General features: G+C 42.6%; 17 protein-coding genes. 9 read left to right on the top strand and 8 right to left on the bottom strand.

The features are described from left to right. Positions 1–117: 117 nt before the first annotated feature. On the bottom strand, positions 118–1,785 hold the full coding sequence (ettA, locus tag IEY42_RS03050; protein ID WP_188923883.1) for an energy-dependent translational throttle protein EttA: 1,668 nt from the start codon (positions 1,783–1,785) through the stop codon (positions 118–120). 263 nt (positions 1,786–2,048) lie between these two features. Between ettA and glyA the strand changes: the two genes are divergently transcribed. The 9 genes from glyA to IEY42_RS03005 all read left to right on the top strand — a co-directional run bounded on the left by glyA (position 2,049) and on the right by IEY42_RS03005 (position 9,537). Then, positions 2,049–3,302 carry a serine hydroxymethyltransferase gene (gene glyA / locus IEY42_RS03045; RefSeq protein WP_188917339.1) on the top strand — a complete coding sequence of 418 codons (1,254 nt, stop codon included), beginning with the start codon at positions 2,049–2,051 and terminating at the stop codon, positions 3,300–3,302. 108 nt (positions 3,303–3,410) lie between these two features. Continuing rightward, positions 3,411–3,860, top strand: a complete 450-nt coding sequence (gene nrdR, locus IEY42_RS03040) for a transcriptional regulator NrdR (protein ID WP_188917341.1) — start codon at positions 3,411–3,413, stop codon at positions 3,858–3,860. Positions 3,861–3,935: 75 nt separating this feature from the next. Continuing rightward, complete coding sequence (gene ribD, locus IEY42_RS03035) at positions 3,936–5,081, top strand: bifunctional diaminohydroxyphosphoribosylaminopyrimidine deaminase/5-amino-6-(5-phosphoribosylamino)uracil reductase RibD (RefSeq protein WP_188923882.1); 1,146 nt, start codon at positions 3,936–3,938, stop codon at positions 5,079–5,081. Positions 5,082–5,145: 64 nt separating this feature from the next. Then, positions 5,146–5,802 carry a riboflavin synthase gene (locus IEY42_RS03030; protein WP_188923881.1) on the top strand — a complete coding sequence of 219 codons (657 nt, stop codon included), beginning with the start codon at positions 5,146–5,148 and terminating at the stop codon, positions 5,800–5,802. Between the two features lie 64 nt (positions 5,803–5,866). Beyond that, a complete protein-coding gene (ribBA, locus tag IEY42_RS03025) occupies positions 5,867–6,970 on the top strand; it encodes a bifunctional 3,4-dihydroxy-2-butanone-4-phosphate synthase/GTP cyclohydrolase II (protein WP_188923880.1) in 1,104 nt (367 codons plus the stop codon). Positions 6,971–7,093: 123 nt separating this feature from the next. Next, the gene (gene ribH / locus IEY42_RS03020; protein ID WP_188917349.1) at positions 7,094–7,570 is read left to right on the top strand and encodes a 6,7-dimethyl-8-ribityllumazine synthase; all 477 of its coding nucleotides are present in this window, start codon (positions 7,094–7,096) and stop codon (positions 7,568–7,570) included. A 13-nt stretch (positions 7,571–7,583) separates the two neighbouring features. Continuing rightward, positions 7,584–7,988 (top strand): transcription antitermination factor NusB, encoded by a 405-nt coding sequence (gene nusB / locus IEY42_RS03015; protein WP_188917351.1) that lies wholly within the window; start codon positions 7,584–7,586, stop codon positions 7,986–7,988. Between the two features lie 87 nt (positions 7,989–8,075). Further along, positions 8,076–9,032 carry a thiamine-phosphate kinase gene (gene thiL, locus IEY42_RS03010; RefSeq protein WP_188923879.1) on the top strand — a complete coding sequence of 319 codons (957 nt, stop codon included), beginning with the start codon at positions 8,076–8,078 and terminating at the stop codon, positions 9,030–9,032. Between the two features lie 10 nt (positions 9,033–9,042). After that, a complete protein-coding gene (locus IEY42_RS03005) occupies positions 9,043–9,537 on the top strand; it encodes a phosphatidylglycerophosphatase A family protein (protein WP_188923878.1) in 495 nt (164 codons plus the stop codon). Positions 9,538–9,737: 200 nt separating this feature from the next. Here the strand turns inward: IEY42_RS03005 and IEY42_RS03000 are convergent, their stop codons facing one another. The 7 genes from IEY42_RS03000 to barA all read right to left on the bottom strand — a co-directional run bounded on the left by IEY42_RS03000 (position 9,738) and on the right by barA (position 17,573). Continuing rightward, positions 9,738–10,076 carry a hypothetical protein gene (locus tag IEY42_RS03000; protein WP_188923877.1) on the bottom strand — a complete coding sequence of 113 codons (339 nt, stop codon included), beginning with the start codon at positions 10,074–10,076 and terminating at the stop codon, positions 9,738–9,740. 128 nt (positions 10,077–10,204) lie between these two features. Next, positions 10,205–10,873: a hypothetical protein gene (locus IEY42_RS02995; RefSeq protein ID WP_188923876.1), complete on the bottom strand. Its 669-nt coding sequence runs from the start codon at positions 10,871–10,873 to the stop codon at positions 10,205–10,207. Positions 10,874–10,940: 67 nt separating this feature from the next. Beyond that, complete coding sequence (gene recN / locus IEY42_RS02990) at positions 10,941–12,599, bottom strand: DNA repair protein RecN (protein WP_188923875.1); 1,659 nt, start codon at positions 12,597–12,599, stop codon at positions 10,941–10,943. 128 nt (positions 12,600–12,727) lie between these two features. Further along, the gene (locus IEY42_RS02985; protein WP_188923874.1) at positions 12,728–13,696 is read right to left on the bottom strand and encodes an AEC family transporter; all 969 of its coding nucleotides are present in this window, start codon (positions 13,694–13,696) and stop codon (positions 12,728–12,730) included. A 186-nt stretch (positions 13,697–13,882) separates the two neighbouring features. After that, the gene (locus IEY42_RS02980) at positions 13,883–14,056 is read right to left on the bottom strand and encodes a DUF3319 domain-containing protein (RefSeq protein WP_188923873.1); all 174 of its coding nucleotides are present in this window, start codon (positions 14,054–14,056) and stop codon (positions 13,883–13,885) included. 93 nt (positions 14,057–14,149) lie between these two features. After that, entirely contained in the window at positions 14,150–14,749 is a 600-nt protein-coding gene (locus IEY42_RS02975; protein ID WP_188923872.1) for a YjaG family protein, read from the bottom strand. Beyond that, positions 14,739–17,573 (bottom strand): two-component sensor histidine kinase BarA, encoded by a 2,835-nt coding sequence (gene barA / locus IEY42_RS02970; protein ID WP_444544467.1) that lies wholly within the window; start codon positions 17,571–17,573, stop codon positions 14,739–14,741. The genes IEY42_RS02975 and barA overlap by 11 nt, the downstream gene beginning before the upstream one ends. Positions 17,574–17,617 lie beyond the last annotated feature (44 nt).

The following is a 17,617-nucleotide window of genomic DNA, read 5'->3' as shown; positions in this document are numbered from 1 at the left end:
GCTGAGCTGAGTTTATAGTGAAAACAAGCAAATATAAACGAAAATCAGTCTGATAAAGCAAAACAGAGACCGAAGTCTCTGTTTTAGTCTCAAATGTTACTGATAAAGAATCAAACGTTACTTACTTATGCGCTTGTATTTTAAACGGTGTGGTTCAACCACATCGGTACCCAGCGTTTCTTTTAGCCACGTCGAATACTCAGTGTAGTTACCTTCATAGAAGTTCACTTTACCTTCATCACGGTAGTCTAAAATATGGGTCGCAATACGGTCGAGGAACCAACGGTCATGCGAAATAACCATGGCGCATCCAGGAAATTCAAGTAACGCTTCTTCTAATGCTCGTAACGTTTCAACATCTAAGTCGTTGGTCGGTTCGTCGAGTAATAATACGTTACCGCCGGCTTGCAGTAGTTTCGCTAAATGAACACGGTTACGCTCACCACCGGATAAGGTGCCAATGATTTTTTGCTGATCGCCACCACGGAAGTTAAAGCGGCCAACGTAGGCTCGGCTTGGAATTTCTGTGTTATTGATGCGCATGATGTCTAAACCGCCAGAAATCTCCTGCCACACGGTATTTTTATCATTCATAGAGTCACGGAACTGCTCTACCGATGCAATTTGGACAGAGTCACCCACAGAAATCGAACCGCTATCTGGTTGTTCTGCACCCGATATCATTCTAAATAACGTTGATTTACCGGCACCGTTAGCACCAATAATGCCGACAATTGCCCCTTTAGGCACGGTGAATGTTAAGTCATCTATTAATACTCGGTCACCATATGACTTGGTTAAATTAGTCACTTCGATGACTTTGTCGCCTAGGCGAGGTCCTGGTGGAATAAACAGTTCGTTAGTTTCGTTACGCTTTTGGTAATCGTTGGTGTTCAACTCTTCAAAACGCGCCATACGGGCTTTGCCTTTTGATTGACGGCCTTTAGCACCCTGGCGAACCCATTCTAATTCTTTAGCAATGGTTTTCTGGCGTGCGCTTTCTGTTGATGACTCTTGCTGTAAACGAGCATCTTTTTGTTCAAGCCACGATGAATAGTTACCTTCCCATGGAATACCTTCGCCGCGGTCAAGTTCTAAAATCCAGCCAGCCGCATTATCTAAGAAGTAACGGTCGTGGGTAATGGCCACAACGGTGCCGTTATATTCTTGTAAAAAGTGCTCTAACCATGCCACTGACTCAGCATCTAAGTGGTTGGTTGGTTCGTCAAGTAATAGCATTTCTGGCTTTTCAAGCAGTAACCGACAAATCGCCACACGGCGACGTTCACCACCTGAAAGCACTTCAATTTTGGCATCCCATTCAGGTAAACGAAGCGCATTGGCGGCACGTTCAAGAATCCGCTCAAGGTTATGAGCATCTTGTGACTGAATAATCGCTTCTAATTCACCTTGTTCTTTTGCCAGCGCATCAAAGTCAGCGTCTGGTTCAGCATAGGCGGCATACACTTCATCTAAACGGGTTAAGGCATTTTTGGCTTCGCTTACCGCTTCTTCAATGGCTTCGCGCACAGTTTGTTGTTCATTTAAGCGCGGCTCTTGCGGTAAATAACCAATCTTAAGCCCCGGCATTGGGCGAGCTTCACCTTCAATTTCGGTGTCAAGACCAGCCATAATACGCAATAAAGTTGATTTACCTGAGCCATTTAAGCCAAGTACACCAATTTTTGCGCCAGGGAAAAAGCTTAACGAAATGTCTTTTAAAATTTGCTTTTTAGGTGGAACAATCTTGCCCACTCGAAGCATGCTATATACAAATTGAGCCATGTTTATTCAGTCTAATTGTCAACAATGATGCTGATAATTCTACTGTATTCTTTGCGTAACTCAACAGTCGTTTGCAGGTTTTCAGTTGTGGCTTTATTTATGTGCAGATGACAGAGGGGATTGGTAGTGTATTAGCGATTTAACATGAATCGTTTTGTATTGAGAACACAGTGAATTTCATGTTGTTTATACTGTGAATAATTATCGTTGCAGAGTAGAATACCGCGCAACCTTACTATATAGATAATGATGTTGGAGCTACCATGTTGAAAAAAGCGATGAATATTGCGGATTACGATCCAGAATTATTTAAAGCCATTGAAGATGAAACTTGTCGTCAAGAAGAGCACATAGAATTGATTGCGTCTGAAAACTATACCAGTCCACGTGTGATGGAAGCGCAAGGTTCTCAGTTAACAAACAAGTATGCTGAAGGTTATCCAGGTAAGCGTTACTATGGTGGGTGTGAGTATGTTGATGTTGTTGAAACATTAGCAATCGAACGTGCAAAAGAATTATTTGGTGCCACTTACGCTAACGTGCAACCACACTCTGGTTCACAAGCAAACAGTGCCGTATTCATGGCATTATTACAGCCAGGTGACACAGTGTTAGGCATGAACTTAGCGCACGGTGGTCATTTAACGCACGGTTCTCCAGTTAACTTTTCTGGCAAACTTTACAACATCATCCCTTATGGTATCGACGAGTCAGGTAAAATTGACTATGACGAAATGGAACGCTTAGCGGTTGAACATAAGCCTAAGATGATGATTGGCGGTTTCTCTGCTTACTCTGGTATTGTTGACTGGGCTAAAATGCGTGAAATTGCAGACAAAATTGGTGCTTACCTATTTGTTGATATGGCACACGTTGCAGGTTTAATTGCTGCTGGTGTGTATCCTACGCCAGTCCCACATGCTCATGTTGTTACCTCTACTACGCATAAAACATTAGCTGGCCCTCGTGGCGGCATTATTATTTCTGCAGCTGATGATGAAGACTTATACAAAAAGTTAAACTCTGCGGTATTCCCTGGCGGCCAGGGTGGTCCTTTAATGCATGTTATCGCCGGTAAAGCGGTCGCATTTAAAGAAGCATTAGAACCAGAATTTAAAGTATACCAGCAGCAAGTAGTTAAAAACGCTAAAGCCATGGTTGAAGTGTTTTTAGCCCGTGGTTATAAAATCGTTTCTGGCGGTACTGAAAACCACCTAATGTTGGTTGACTTAATCGGTCGTGACTTAACTGGTAAAGAAGCTGACGCGGCTTTAGGCAGTGCCAACATTACCGTTAACAAAAACTCTGTGCCTAACGATCCACGTTCACCATTTGTGACATCTGGTATTCGTATAGGTTCGCCAGCTATTACGCGCCGCGGCTTTAAAGAAGCTGAAGCCAAAGAGCTGACAACTTGGATATGTGACATTTTAGATGATGCATCTAACACTGATGTCATTGAGCGCGTTAAAGGCCAAGTATTGGCATTGTGTGCTAAGTTCCCTGTATACGGTTAATCTTGATTGTTTTTGGCGTTGAGGTTTAGGTTAACCTTGCGCCACAAATAGGATAAACTTTAATGGCCGCTAATTTTAGCGGCCATTTTGTTTTCTGCAGGAGGTTCAATGCATTGCCCTTTTTGTAGCGCGACCGATACCAAAGTCATCGATTCTCGTTTAGTGGCCGACGGTCACCAAGTTCGTCGTCGCCGGGAATGTACCGAATGTCATGAACGTTTTACGACCTTTGAAGGCGCTGAGTTAGTGATGCCTCGGGTGATAAAACGCGATGGCACCAGACAACCCTTTGATGAAGAAAAACTGCGCGGTGGCATGCTGCGTGCTGTTGAAAAACGTCCGGTATCAATTGATGAAATCGAACAGGCGCTGAGTAAAATTAAATCCACTTTACGTGCCACTGGCGAGCGTGAAGTCGACTCTGAAATGATTGGTAATTTGATGATGGAGCAATTAATGAGCCTAGATAAAGTGGCTTATATTCGCTTTGCTTCGGTTTATCGTGCATTTGAAGATGTGTCTCAATTTGGCGAGGCTATCGCTAAATTACAAAAATAAGCATTACATCAGGCCACGATTATCCATCGTTATAAATGTGAATAATGCTTTATGGCATTCAAAGAGAGTTCAACCATGTCTAATTGGTCTAGCGTCGATATTGAAATGATGAGCCGAGCCATTATGTTGGCAGAACAAGGCCGCTATACCACAAGGCCTAATCCTTGTGTGGGTTGCGTTATTGTCAAGCAGGGGCAGATTATCGGTGAAGGGTATCATCAACGTGCTGGGCAAGGACACGCTGAGGTTAACGCGCTTAAGATGGTCCAAGAGCAAGGGTTATCCGCCCAAGGTGCAACGGCGTATGTCACATTAGAGCCATGCAGTCATTATGGCCGAACCCCGCCGTGTGCATTAGGGCTTATTAATGCCAAAGTGGCTCGAGTGGTTGTGGCTGTAACCGATGCCAACCCGGAAGTCTCTGGTCGTGGTATTGCCATGCTTAAAGAGGCGGGAGTTGAGGTAGATGTCGGCTTATTAACCGAGCAAGCTTATGGATTAAACCTTGGGTTTATGAAGCGGATGAAAACCGGTTTACCCTGGGTGACGGTAAAAGTCGCGGCCAGTTTAGACGGAAAAACCGCGTTATCTAATGGTGTGTCAAAATGGATAACGGGCATTGCGGCGCGCGCAGATGTGCAAAAATACCGCGCAAGTCACTGTGCATTAATCACTGGTGTTGAAACGGTTTTGGTCGATGACCCAAGTTTAAATGTGCGTTTTGAATCATTGGAGGAGTTAACTACTCGTCATACCCCTTATGAGATTTTTCAGCCACTTAGAGTGGTGTTAGATAGCCGAGCAAGATTAACCGCAAATCAGCAACTTTTTACCATTGAAAGCCCGATCTTATTGGTGTCAGGGTGCGATTATCCACCAGAGATTAAAGCGGCTTTTCCTGAGCATGTGTCATTTTTAGTTATAGAGTGTGATTCGTCGGGTAGAATCCCATTACTGCCCTTGCTAACGTATTTAGGTAACACGGCCAACTCAGTATTAGTTGAGGCGGGGGCAACGTTAGCGGGCGCATTTGTTGCACAAAACTTAGCGGACGACATTGTGCTTTATCAAGCGCCTAAAATCCTCGGCAGTCATGGCCGCAATATGTTGCAATTGCCAGATTATACCTCTATGGAACAAACGCCAACGTTGCAACTCATTGATGAGCGCAGTATTGGCAATGATAAGCGTTATATCCTCAGATATAATCAATCCTATTAATTGCTGGTTGCTAAGGCTAAAAGTCTGAGCGACAGCAAAGTATCAATGTTAAAAGTGAGTCATTATGTTTACTGGGATAATCGAAGCCCTTGGCACATTACGTAAAATTGATCGTAAAGGTAATGATATACGCCTAACGGTTGCGAGTGGAAAGTTAGATTTAGCCGACGTTAAACTGGGCGATAGCATTGCAACCAATGGTGTTTGCTTAACTGTAGTTGAGAGCTTAGCAGATGGTTATGTTGCTGATATTTCGGCTGAAACGGTAGCACTAACGGGTTTTAACCGTTACCAAGTGGGTCAAAAAGTCAACCTTGAAAAAGCCGTTACGGCAACCACCAGGTTAGGTGGCCATATGGTTAGTGGTCATGTTGATGGTATTGCTAAAGTGGAGCAGTGTGCTTATAGAGGCAAGGCGTTAGAGTTTTGGTTGTCTGCGCCGGCGTCGCTGAGCCGTTATATCGCCCATAAAGGGTCGATTACCATTGATGGTGTGAGTTTAACCGTCAACGAAGTCGATGGAACGCGTTTTCGGTTAACGATTGTGCCTCATACTGCTGGTGAAACCACCTTGGTGACGTTAAAAGTGGGCGATAGCGTGAATATTGAAGTGGATTTAATCGCCCGTTATTTAGAGCGGTTAATGCAACCAGAAGCAAACCCTGAACCGACTTCCGGAGTGACAATGGAGTTGCTCGCTAAGTCTGGTTTTTTACGCTAATGACGTATAAAAAGTTGTACCCAACATATTCAAATACTATAAATCGATAAATAAAGGTCTGACAATGGCGCTACATAGCATAGAAGAAATCATTGAAGATATTCGTCAAGGTAAAATGGTTATTTTGATGGATGATGAAGACAGAGAGAATGAAGGCGATTTAATCATAGCCGCTGACAAAATCACACCAGCAGCAATTAATTTTATGGCAACTTATGGACGTGGACTCATTTGCCAAACGATGACCAAAGAACGTTGTATTCAATTAAATCTACCGTTAATGGTCACCAATAATAACGCTCAGTTTTCAACTAACTTTACTGTGTCGATTGAAGCGGCTACAGGAGTAACAACCGGTATTTCAGCCCATGACCGTGCGGTAACAGTGCAAGCCGCGGTGGCAAAAAAAGCTAAAGCGTCTGACTTAGTGCAGCCAGGACACATCTTTCCGTTAATGGCTCAAGAAGGTGGGGTGTTAACGCGCGCGGGTCACACTGAAGCAGGATGCGATTTAGCACGCTTAGCAGGTTGTGAACCATCGGGCGTGATTGTTGAGATTTTAAATGAAGACGGTACCATGGCGCGTCGCCCAGATTTAGAGATTTTCAGCGAAAAACACGGTATTAAGATGGGCACCATTGCAGATCTTATTGAATACCGTAATACCAATGAAACTACGGTTGTGCGTGAAGCTACGTGTAAATTACCAACTCGTTTTGGTGAATTTACTATGGTTACTTTTAGAGACACGATTGATAATCAACTTCACTACGCGATGGTTAAAGGTGAAGTAAAGCCAAACTGTTTGGTGCGGGTTCATTTACAAAACACCTTTAACGATTTATTGCATTCTGAGCGCGATCAAAAACGCAGTTGGCCGCTAGAGCAAGCTATGGAACGAATTGCTGCCGATGGCGGTGTATTGGTGTTATTAGGTAATAATGAACACCCAAGTGAGTTAATTGCAAAAGTAAAAGCGTTTGAAGCTGAAGATAATGGTGAGTCGCCAGCTTCAGCAATGTGGCAAGGTACGTCTCGCCAGGTTGGTGTTGGCTCACAAATCTTAGCTAGTTTAGGTGTCACAACCATGCGCCTATTAAGTTCGCCAAAGCGTTATCATTCGCTGTCAGGCTTTGGCTTGGAAGTCACTGACTATATCGGTGAATAAATCGAGTAGTCGGTAAATTTAACAATTTCATTAATTGCATAGCGCTCAGGGCTAATGGCTGTGATATCATAGCGCCTCTTTTTGCCCCGAGCCGGGTGCTTTAGCTAATTTAGGTAAGATAGAATGAACGTAGTTCAAGGTAATATCGAAGCGAAAAATGCCAAAGTGGCGATCGTAATATCGCGATTCAATAGTTTTTTAGTTGAAAGTCTGCTTGACGGTGCAATAGACACATTAAAGCGTTTCGGTCAGGTAAGCGATGACAACATTACTGTTGTACGTGTTCCTGGCGCAGTTGAATTGCCACTTGCAGCAAAACGTGTTGCAGCAAGCGGAAAATTCGACGGAATCATTGCACTTGGTGCTGTGATCCGTGGCGGAACTCCTCATTTTGATTTTGTTGCCGGTGAATGTAACAAAGGTCTAGCTCAAGTTGCTTTAGACTATGACCTACCCGTTTCATTTGGTGTATTAACAACCGATACCATCGAACAAGCTATTGAGCGTTCAGGTACTAAAGCAGGTAACAAAGGTGGCGAAGCTGCCCTTGGTTTACTTGAAATGGTTAATGTACTGCAACAACTAGAACAACAGCTGTAATAGTAGGAAAAGTATGAAACCTTCAGAGCGCCGTAAGGCCCGCCGTCTAGCCGTTCAAGCCATTTATTCGTGGCAGTTGAGTAAAAATAATGTTGCTGACGTAGAACATGAGTTTTTAACTGAGCAGAACACAGACGGTGTAGATGTTGCTTATTTTCGTGAATTATTATCAGGTGTGGCGTCTAAAACCTCACAGATTGATGATTTACTAAAGCCACATTTAGATCGTGATTTTGAAGATGTTTCACCAGTAGAGAAAGCCATTGTACGTTTGGCAACTTACGAGTTGACCTTCCGTAAAGATGTGCCGTTTAAAGTGGCCATTAACGAAGGTATCGAATTAGCAAAAGCATTCGGTGCAGACGACAGTCACAAATTTGTAAACGGCTTGCTTGATAAATTAGTGAAACACAAGTAACACCAGAACGGTATCTTCGGATGCCGTTTTTCATATCTATTAATTGTTTCTAAATTAAGGTGGTCGGTTTTCCGTACCAAACTGAATGTGAAAGAATTTCAACTCATCGAACATTACTTCCGTAATAAAGGCCAAAAAAGACGCGATGTTGAACTTAGCATTGGCGACGATTGTGCCTTAGTGAATCCGGCAGAAAATAAATCGATTGCAATATCTTGTGACACGTTAGTCGAAAACGTTCACTTTTTAGCTGACATACCAGCCCATGCTTTAGGTTATAAATCACTGGCTGTGAATCTATCAGACCTAGCTGCAATGGGGGCAGAGCCTGCGTGGTTTACCTTAGCAATCACTTTACCCAGTGTTGAGCCTGAATGGCTCGAACGTTTTAGTGATGGCCTCTTTGAAATTGCTGAATATTACGGTATTGCATTAATTGGTGGCGACACTACGCGTGGGCCTCGCTGTATTAGCATTACCATTAATGGCCAGGTAATAAAAGGCAGTGCACTGACTCGCGGCGGAGCATGCAATGGTGATTGGATTTATGTCACCGGCACGTTAGGGGATTCAGCTCTGGGTTTAGATATTTTGCGCGGTGCTAAAATCGTCAACACCGAAGATAAAGAATACCTGATTAACCGTCACTACTATCCCACGCCACGTGTGTTAGCAGGGCAAGCTTTACGAAACTTAGCCACCAGTGCTATCGATTTGTCCGATGGATTAGTATCCGATATTCAGCATGTGCTTAAGGCTTCAAAAGTGGGTGCGATTATCGATGTTAGCCAAATCCCGTTATCAGCATCCATTAAAGCAAACTTAAGCCGTGAAGAGGCGCTGAGTTATGCATTAACGGGCGGTGAAGATTACGAGTTATTATTTACTGTGCCTGAATCTCAGCGCGGGGCGATTGATACAGCATTGATCCATGCTGGGGTTAAATTTGTTAAAATCGGTCAAATTTGTGCCGGTGATAAACTCAAATTAGTCGACGATGGTGAACCGTTTGTTCCGGTATCGCGTGGTTTTGAACACTTTTAAATGACGGCTTATGAAACTACTGACCCAAGATAAATTCGTGCACAAACTGTCGCTTGCTAACCCAATTCATTTTTTAGCATTAGGTTTTGGCAGTGGTAAAGTCGCCAAAGCACCAGGCACCTTTGGCACTCTAGCTGCCGTACCTTTAGTGCTACTAATGCAACAGTTAAGTTTAACTCCCTACTTGCTGATCACTGTGCTTTGTATGCTTGCTGGTTTTTACATTTGTGGCAAAGCAGCAAAAGACATGGGCGTTCATGATCACGGTGCCATAGTGTGGGATGAAGTGGTTGGCTTAATGATCACCATGACCGCAGCGCCTTCAGGTTTTGTCTGGTTAGTGCTTGGTTTTGTATTGTTTCGCTTTTTTGACATCATTAAACCTTGGCCTATTCGTTGGCTTGATGCCAAAGTCCATGGTGGTTTTGGGATAATGATAGACGATGTCTTAGCAGGTATATTTGCATTAATTGGTGTGCAGCTAGCGGTTTATTATTTAACCTGAGCTTGGGTTGAGCGCTGAATTTATACTATTTAAAATCAGCACGTTAACCAAACTCACTTTCAGATTTGTCATTTGTTATGCTTGAAAGGCGTTTATTATTTCGAGTTGAGGTTACTTAATCTAACTCAGACTTCAGGTTATTGGTAATTACACAATAAAAAAGAGCACCAAGTGCTCTTTTATATTATTAGTTTTTTTTGCTATTGAGTCATTATTAACTTGCTGCGTAGCTGTTCTATTTCATTATTCATATTGACAATGCGCAACTTAAGATCTGTTTCATAAAAAGTGCAGCTTAATACTTTACCAATTGGGTTGTACCGTAATTGCCATAACTGCAGCAAATTATTGTCGTTATCGCAATATTCTGGTTGTATAAGCGTAACCGATGAATCTGTTGAAACGGGCTCTTTAGCCATGTTAACGAAATACTCAGCCCGCAAGTTATCATCATCAATGGATTTAATAAACATTTTAGCTAACCATTGCTCGTAGAAAGGCACGCTCTCTTGTTGAGCATCTATTTCCATTTGTTGCATTATGTTTCGACCAAAAAGCCATTCACCTGCAGATATTCGCTTAAAGTCGCTTTGAGTTAATACGAAGGGAGATTGCCAGGTGCTAATTTTTATCGAAAATTCTTTGTTTTCAGGGGTAATCGATTTAGCTAAGTTATCTGTAGTTTGAGCATGTTATAGGCAATGCTATGGTTCATTAACGAGCGAGAAGAATGATACACATTATTCCAAAAGTGAGCGTCTCTCTCTAAAAATGCTGTTACGCTATCAATATCTATTTTATTTGCAGTTGCGTTAACGCCTTTTATCGCTGCCAGTATGCTTAAATCTCTAAGTTGAAAAAGCTTACTCCAATGGATTTGCTTCAGCAGTGTCAGAGATTGATCGCTTTCTTGCCAAAAAGGCATGTTTAATAATGTATTATATTGCTCAATCTGAGCGTGGTATGCGCCTATAACATCATTAATATCATTATCGTTAGCATTAACAAATTGATTACATGTGGTGATGTCAGTTTGATAGCAAGCGGTTTTAAAACCACGTGTTAACTCAAGCTCGTTAGCACTCAGGGCTAACAATGATTTTTGTTCAAGCGATGCATTATCTTCAGGAGTGCTAACAATAATTTTTGCATATTCAAACCCGTTTGCGTCCGATACAACGGGTTGTTGCTTTAGCCAGCTTTCAACTAATAGTGTATTTGGCGATTTTGTTCTGTCAGACGCGTTGATTGCCACTAAGCAAACAACAGCAAATACCAATAAGCTACTGATTATCCCAACCAGTACACCAATCGTTTTTAACACCGTCAACATCATTTTTTATTCGCAAAGTCCATTTAACACAATGGTAACATGTTGCTTAACTTTTGATAAGTGATGAGCTTTATTGTAATAACTCACGAGCGTTAGCTAGAGTGTTTTCAGTAATCACGTCACCACCTAATAATCTTGCCAGTTCTTTGACTCGCTGCTTTTTGTCTAATGCCTGCATGCTTGTTTCGGTACTGCCAGCTTTATTGAACTTATTCACAAACATGTGTTGATGGCCATTACCTGCCACTTGCGGTAAGTGAGTCACACACAAGACTTGAGTCGACTCACCGAGGCTACGGAGCATTCTGCCAACAACCGATGCGGTCGGGCCTGAAATACCCACATCTACTTCATCAAATATCAGTGTTGGAGTGGCGACTTTTTTAGCGGTTATCACTTGAATGCCTAAACCTATGCGCGATAATTCACCGCCTGAAGCGACTTTTGAGATGGGTTGCAATGGTTGGCCAGGGTTAGTTGTTACCATAAACTCAATATTGTCGCAGCCATTAACTGAAATATTGGCTGGGTCATGATTGACTTGGATACTAAATTTACCCTTAGGCATGTTGAGCTCATGAATCGATTGAGTCACCAATTTATCGAGCTCTTTGGCGTAGCGACTCCGACTTTGACTGAGCTTTTGTGCATTGGTTAAATAGGCCTTTTGGCTGGCCTCAAGCTGCATTCTTATTTCATCTAGTTTGCTTTCATCCCCAGCAAGCTCAGCCAACTCAGTTACCAACTCTTGATGGTGTAATGCGAGTTTATCTGGGCTAACATGATGCTTGCGAGCGAGTTGCATTGCGGTTGATAAGCGTTTTTCAAGAAAGGCAAAATGTTCCGGATCGAGTTCTAAGCGACTTAAATAGCTTTCGATTTCACTGGCACTTTCTTGTACCTGGATTAAAGCTTCATTTAACATGGTGCTAATGGGCGCAAGCGAGTCATCATATCCTTGTAACGTGTCTGCAATGCTGGTCACTTTATTGAGCAGTGATTCAATGTTGCCCTCATCGCTTTCGGTCAGTAAGTGCAAACCCGCCTGGCAACGCTCAATTAAATCAGTGCCATTAGCCAAACGTTTATGCTCTTGTTCTATTTCATCAAACTCTTCTAAGCCTAGGTTAAACTCGTTTAATTCTTCGACCTGATATTGCAGCAACTGTTGGCGAGAGATACGCTCATGCTGTGCTTGTTCAAGTTGTTTTAGTTGGTTTTCTACCTGTTTGCAACGCTGGTAACTGGCACTAACACTCTCAAGGAGTAATTTGTGGTTGGCGTAACTGTCGAGCAAATTTAATTGATGCTCGCTTTTGAGCATTGCATGATGGGCGTGCTGCCCGTGAATGCCAATGAGCAACTGGCCAATGGCTTTTAATTGTGTCACGGGTACAGGATTGCCATTGATATAGGCACGAGACCGGCCATCACTATTGATGGTGCGGCGCAGTATGCATTCATCTTCAGCGTCAAGATCATTGTCTTCAAGCCAGCGCTTAGCTAAAGGTACATCGTGCAGGGTAAAGCGAGCGCTGACTTCTGTTTTGCTGGCACCAGGCCTGACGGTATTAGCATCACTGCGGTTACCTAAACACAACCCCAGAGCGTCGATGGCAATCGACTTACCAGCACCGGTTTCACCGGTGATGCTTGTCATGCCGGCTTTAAAGTCGAGTTCTAAAAAACGTACGATAGCAAAATTGTTAATGCTGAGTTGGCAAAGCATAATTAATTCCTGTCAATGAGACTATCAAACTACTGTATTGATAAACAGTATATACTGTTTTTTTATACAGTAAAGTGGTTGGCTAAAAATCACCCTTGTTTAATTGTTGATCAGCAATTGACTAATGATTAACCATACGCTTTTAATAGGGTTTCTATTATCGGTAAACTTAGAAAGGTCATTAAGGTGCCGTAGAGGATCCCTTGAGCACTGACATTGGCATGTACCTGGTAACGCTCCGCCAGTAAGTAAACACTTGCTGCTGTGGGTAATGACGCTAATAACACTCCCATGGTTAACCATTGTGGCGTGACACCAAATGCCTTTAATAGGACGTATGCAATGAGTGGCTGAACCACAAGTTTTAACACATTGATGCCGTTTAACTCGACAATTAATCCGGCACTAAATACTTTACGACCACTTTGCTGACGTAAGGCTTTAACCAGTACCATGCCGATAGCAAACAGGGCGCAAGGACTTGAGGTATTGCCGATTTGGTGCAGCATTAAAGATATACTTGAAGGGAGGGTAATATGGCATGCCGACAACGTGATACCTATTGCGCTTCCTACAACAATGGGGTTTTTACCCAGTGCACTCGCCATAATTAATATAGCAGGTTCGGTTGATTGTTTACTGCGGCTCGCAAGCTCAATTGACACCAACGCGAAAGCAAACATGATTACCGATAGCAAGCTTGCTATGGCTGCGGCAACTAAGGCCATTTTATTCCCCGGAAACATTAAACTCATCAGTGGGATACCGATAAATGCGGTATTTCCAAATGTAGAGTTTAAGGCACGCATTGCTGCGACAGCTTGCTGTTTAGGTGCTTGCCACAATGACAGTAATATCACTACTGAGTATGTGATGACCATGGCTAAACTAAACCCTGCAATAAAGCCCCATTGGGCAATATCTTCAATGGGCGTTTCTGCTAAAACAATTAATAAAATAGCCGGGAATGCGACGTAATAAACAAATTGATTGAGAATGACATCAGTATCTGCGGGTAAGATTCTGACTTTTTGAAATATGCTGCCTAGCACCATGATGGCAAAAACAGCTATAAGCGGGGTAAGAATACTAGACATCCCTCGCGTTTCCTTCGCAAAATGATAGAGTTGTCACTGTACTGCTTTTACCTGTCGAGATGCAATTAGACTAATGATAAAGATGATATTTTTTTAAGGCGACCAGTGTCTAATTAGGTCTGGTAATCTGTTTATCGGCATCGGTATTTTACCTTGGGGGTTTACTGTTGTTTATTGTTTGTTGGATTATTTCGTGATTTTTGGTGGGGGTAAGATGCCAAGTTCTGTAAAAAAATGCACTTGTCTTCTTAATTCAAACAATGAACCAACACGAACTTGACGGCCAATCACTAAGGTCCAATTATCTGTTTTACCGTCAGGGTTGGTAAAGGTGTAACCTTGGTAAAAAATCTTTTTCATTGACGATTACTCTATAAAGCCTGAATAGCTTCAGGCTGTTTAGATGACAACAGATTGAGTGCTGTGGTTAGCCCAAATGTAGCCTAAAACGGATCATTGCATACTGATGCCAATATTAGATACACCCGCATCAATAATGTCTTTGCGTAAGCCTTTGACTAATTCGCTGTTGATGTCTGGGTTGGCCTCGATAATATCAAGTAGCATGCCTTGAAGTTCTTTCTCTTCTTCCATGACAGGATGTGAAAACACAAACTCATCGAGTTCTTCATCCATTAACGACTCATCGCTAATGGCTTCTATATAGTTAGCAACGGTACTTGATGACAATTTACTGATGTTGGTGATGTCTTCTTCAATTTTACTGCTAATCGCACTCATCAACGTTGCAATGGCAACGGCAGCGTCCATAGCTGGGTAAGCACCGTAGGCTTCAAAATCACTTGGGTCTGGGGTGTTTTCATCAAGACGTTGTAAGTGAACATCTATATTGAATTTAATTTTTTTGTCGTACTGGCTTTGCCATAATAATTCTAATGCTGTGCTTAATACTTGTGGCTCACCGAATTCGCAAACTTCTGAAAACAGTTGATAATTAGGTAGCATGCGTTGGCATAGGGCAAGTGCAAAAAGTTGCTTTTGTGGTAAAGAAAGTGCCTTAAGGCGTTTAAAAAAGCCGGTTTTACTGGTCATTAGGTATATCCACTGATAGCTGGTTTATCACTTGATTTGCCGCTGATTCTACCTTAGTTAACTCATCAAGTAACTCTAGTATTTCAGGTTCTAAATCATCGATGTCAATTTTGTGCTTTAACCCCGACTCAATGTCTTGGCAAAGCTTTTGGGTTGTTGGCACTCCGCAGTAACAGGTTGCACCATGTAGTTTATGCACTGCTTGTAATAACGTGCTGCTGTCGCGGTCATTTAATGTGTTGGTGATGGTCTCGATAGTTTCAGGTAAAGAGCTGACAAGCATTTTTAGCATATCTAAGGCTAAATCCGGTTTTTGGTTAGCTTGAGTTAGGCATAAATCCCAATTGAGTACTTGTGTGTCAAAGTGAGTAAATTGGGGGTTAGCAATCCAACGACTAATCACGCCTTTTAAAGACACTTCATCGATAGGTTTTGGTAAGAACCCGTCCATTCCGCTGGCTAAAATATTTTCTCGCTCTTCAGCTATAGCATGGGCGGTGACAGCAATAATAGGCGTATGGCGATTAAGCGACTTTGCGCGTATATGCTGGGTTGCCGTTATCCCGTCGGTGCCAGGCATTTGGATATCCATAAAGATCAGATCAAATGCGTGGGCTTTAGCTTGTGCGATGGCTTCTTTGCCATTATTAACAGTGACGACATTGGCCACAAGTTCTTTTAATAAAGTATCGATGAGTTTTAAGTTGGCGATGTTGTCATCAACAGCTAAAACAGAGGCATTAAGTTTTTTATTAGCATCAATTTTAGCGGGCTCCGGTAAGCTGATTAACGTTGCAGGTGTTGGCGGATAAATTAAGTGATGCGCGAGGGTAAAATCACTTACTGGAGTGTTGAGCAATACATCAGCATTGGCTTTAAGTACATTGATAATTACATCTTGGTTAAGGCAATCATGCAAGATGATCAGGCAGTCTGTATGCTGGCGTGCTTGTTGTAATAATTCAATAAAGGCGGCCTCGTCTGCAAAGCCATGACAGCTCATGATGATGTAATCAAATTTGCTGTTTTGACTTTTGAGCACTGACGTCAGGTTATCTGAGTTCGCCACATTGGTTAAAATAAGCTGCCATGAAACCAAACGGCGATTAAGCATGTCGCGGGTTAACTCTCTTGGCTCATACAGTAAAACTGATTTATGTCGGAGGACTTCAACAGGTATCACTTCGCCAATTTCAAATTGGCTGATCCCAAGAGGTAAAATAAACCAGAAATTAGAGCCTTTATTCGGCGCTGAAGTAAACCCAATTTGCCCACCCATTTGATTAATGAGGCGCTTGGTGATGACTAAACCTAGCCCTGTACCGCCAAAACGACGTGAAATGGATGAGTCTGCCTGGCCAAAAGCTTGGAACAAATATTCTTGTTGGCTTTCATCGATACCAATGCCAGTATCGATAACTTCGCAGCGCAGGGTGATGTTGTCTTCATCTTGACCCACAAGGTGAATTTTAAGGATCACGCTGCCAATATCGGTAAATTTGATTGCGTTTCCAACCAGGTTAGTAATGATTTGGCTCACGCGCATGGCATCGCCACTGACACTTTCTGGAACATTTTCATCAATATCGATAACCAGCTCTAGTCCTTTTTCCTGGGCACTACCGGCAATAATAGTTAAAGTTTCTGTTAGTGTTTCTCTGAGCGCAAAAGGCATTTTTTCGAGCACCATTTTGCCGGCTTCGAGTTTAGAAAAGTCGAGGATGTCGTTAATAATGCCTAGTAAGTTACTGGCACTTCGTTCAATGGTTTTAATGTAATCGAGTTGGCTGGTGTGCAGAGGCGTTTTAAGTAGCTGCCTTGCAAAACCAATGACTCCGTTAAGCGGTGTGCGTAATTCATGGGACATATTGGCCAAGAATTCAGATTTAATTCGGCTGGCTTCTAAAGCGCGCTTTTTGGCTAAATCTAACTCGACGTTTTGAATTTCGATTTGTTCTAAGGTTTCGCGTAAATCGGATGTGGCTTGGTCAATGTTTTGTTGCATTTCATCGTGGTATTCAGACAATGAACTCGCCATGGCGTTAATACCACGTTTTAGTAAATCCAACTCACCAATTAAGTTACCTTCAAGGCGGGTATCGAGTTTACCTTCACGAATTTTTGCCACCACCCGAACCATTTCAGTAATGGGGTGGTTAACATGTTTCACCAAACGGAAAGTGAAAAATAAGTTAAACTGTACACCAATTAACACAATAATAAAGGCGGCAATTGCGGCCCTATGTTGTTCAAGAAGGGCATTTTCTTTGTTCAACAGCACCGAGATATAACCTAAGACCTGTTCTTGTTGGTTGTTATAAATGGGCTTAATGAGGTGCTGATTAGTGGGCTGTGCGCCTGTATCTTTTGTGCGTTCGAGGCTACTCAGTAACGATGCTTCATAACCGGTATGTGAAATAATAGGCACTCTAATGACCATGGTATCACCAATGGTTTCGTGCTCAGCGCCAATCAATTGAGTCAGAGGCTGTTTATAACGCATGGTTTCAAAATCTTTATGATAATGCGAGGTGACAAACAGTTGGTTTTCGGCATCAAATACGGCAATAGAGTGGATGAGTGATGCGTTGTTTATTTGCGAGGCGGCCAACAAACGTTTGGTTGATTCTCGGTCTTGATTAATGATGCCGAATTCGCTAGCGATGGCCAAAGGCTCAACAATATTGCTGCCTTTGACGATTAAGGTATCTTCCAATTCATAAAAGCGGTTTATCGTGAAATAACTTCCAAGTAGAATACCCACTACAATTGTGGGCGCTAACGCCAATACCAGAACCCAAGAACGTAGGCTGTATTTGGTCATATTGTTGGCACTTTTCATGGCAGTTAGGTGTGTTCCTGATGCTA

The organism is Shewanella algicola (assembly GCF_014648035.1).
Classification (GTDB): Bacteria; Pseudomonadota; Gammaproteobacteria; order Enterobacterales; family Shewanellaceae; genus Shewanella; species Shewanella algicola.
The sequence above is the reverse complement of the archived record's forward strand: the minus strand, read 5'-3'. Positions and strand labels throughout refer to the sequence as shown.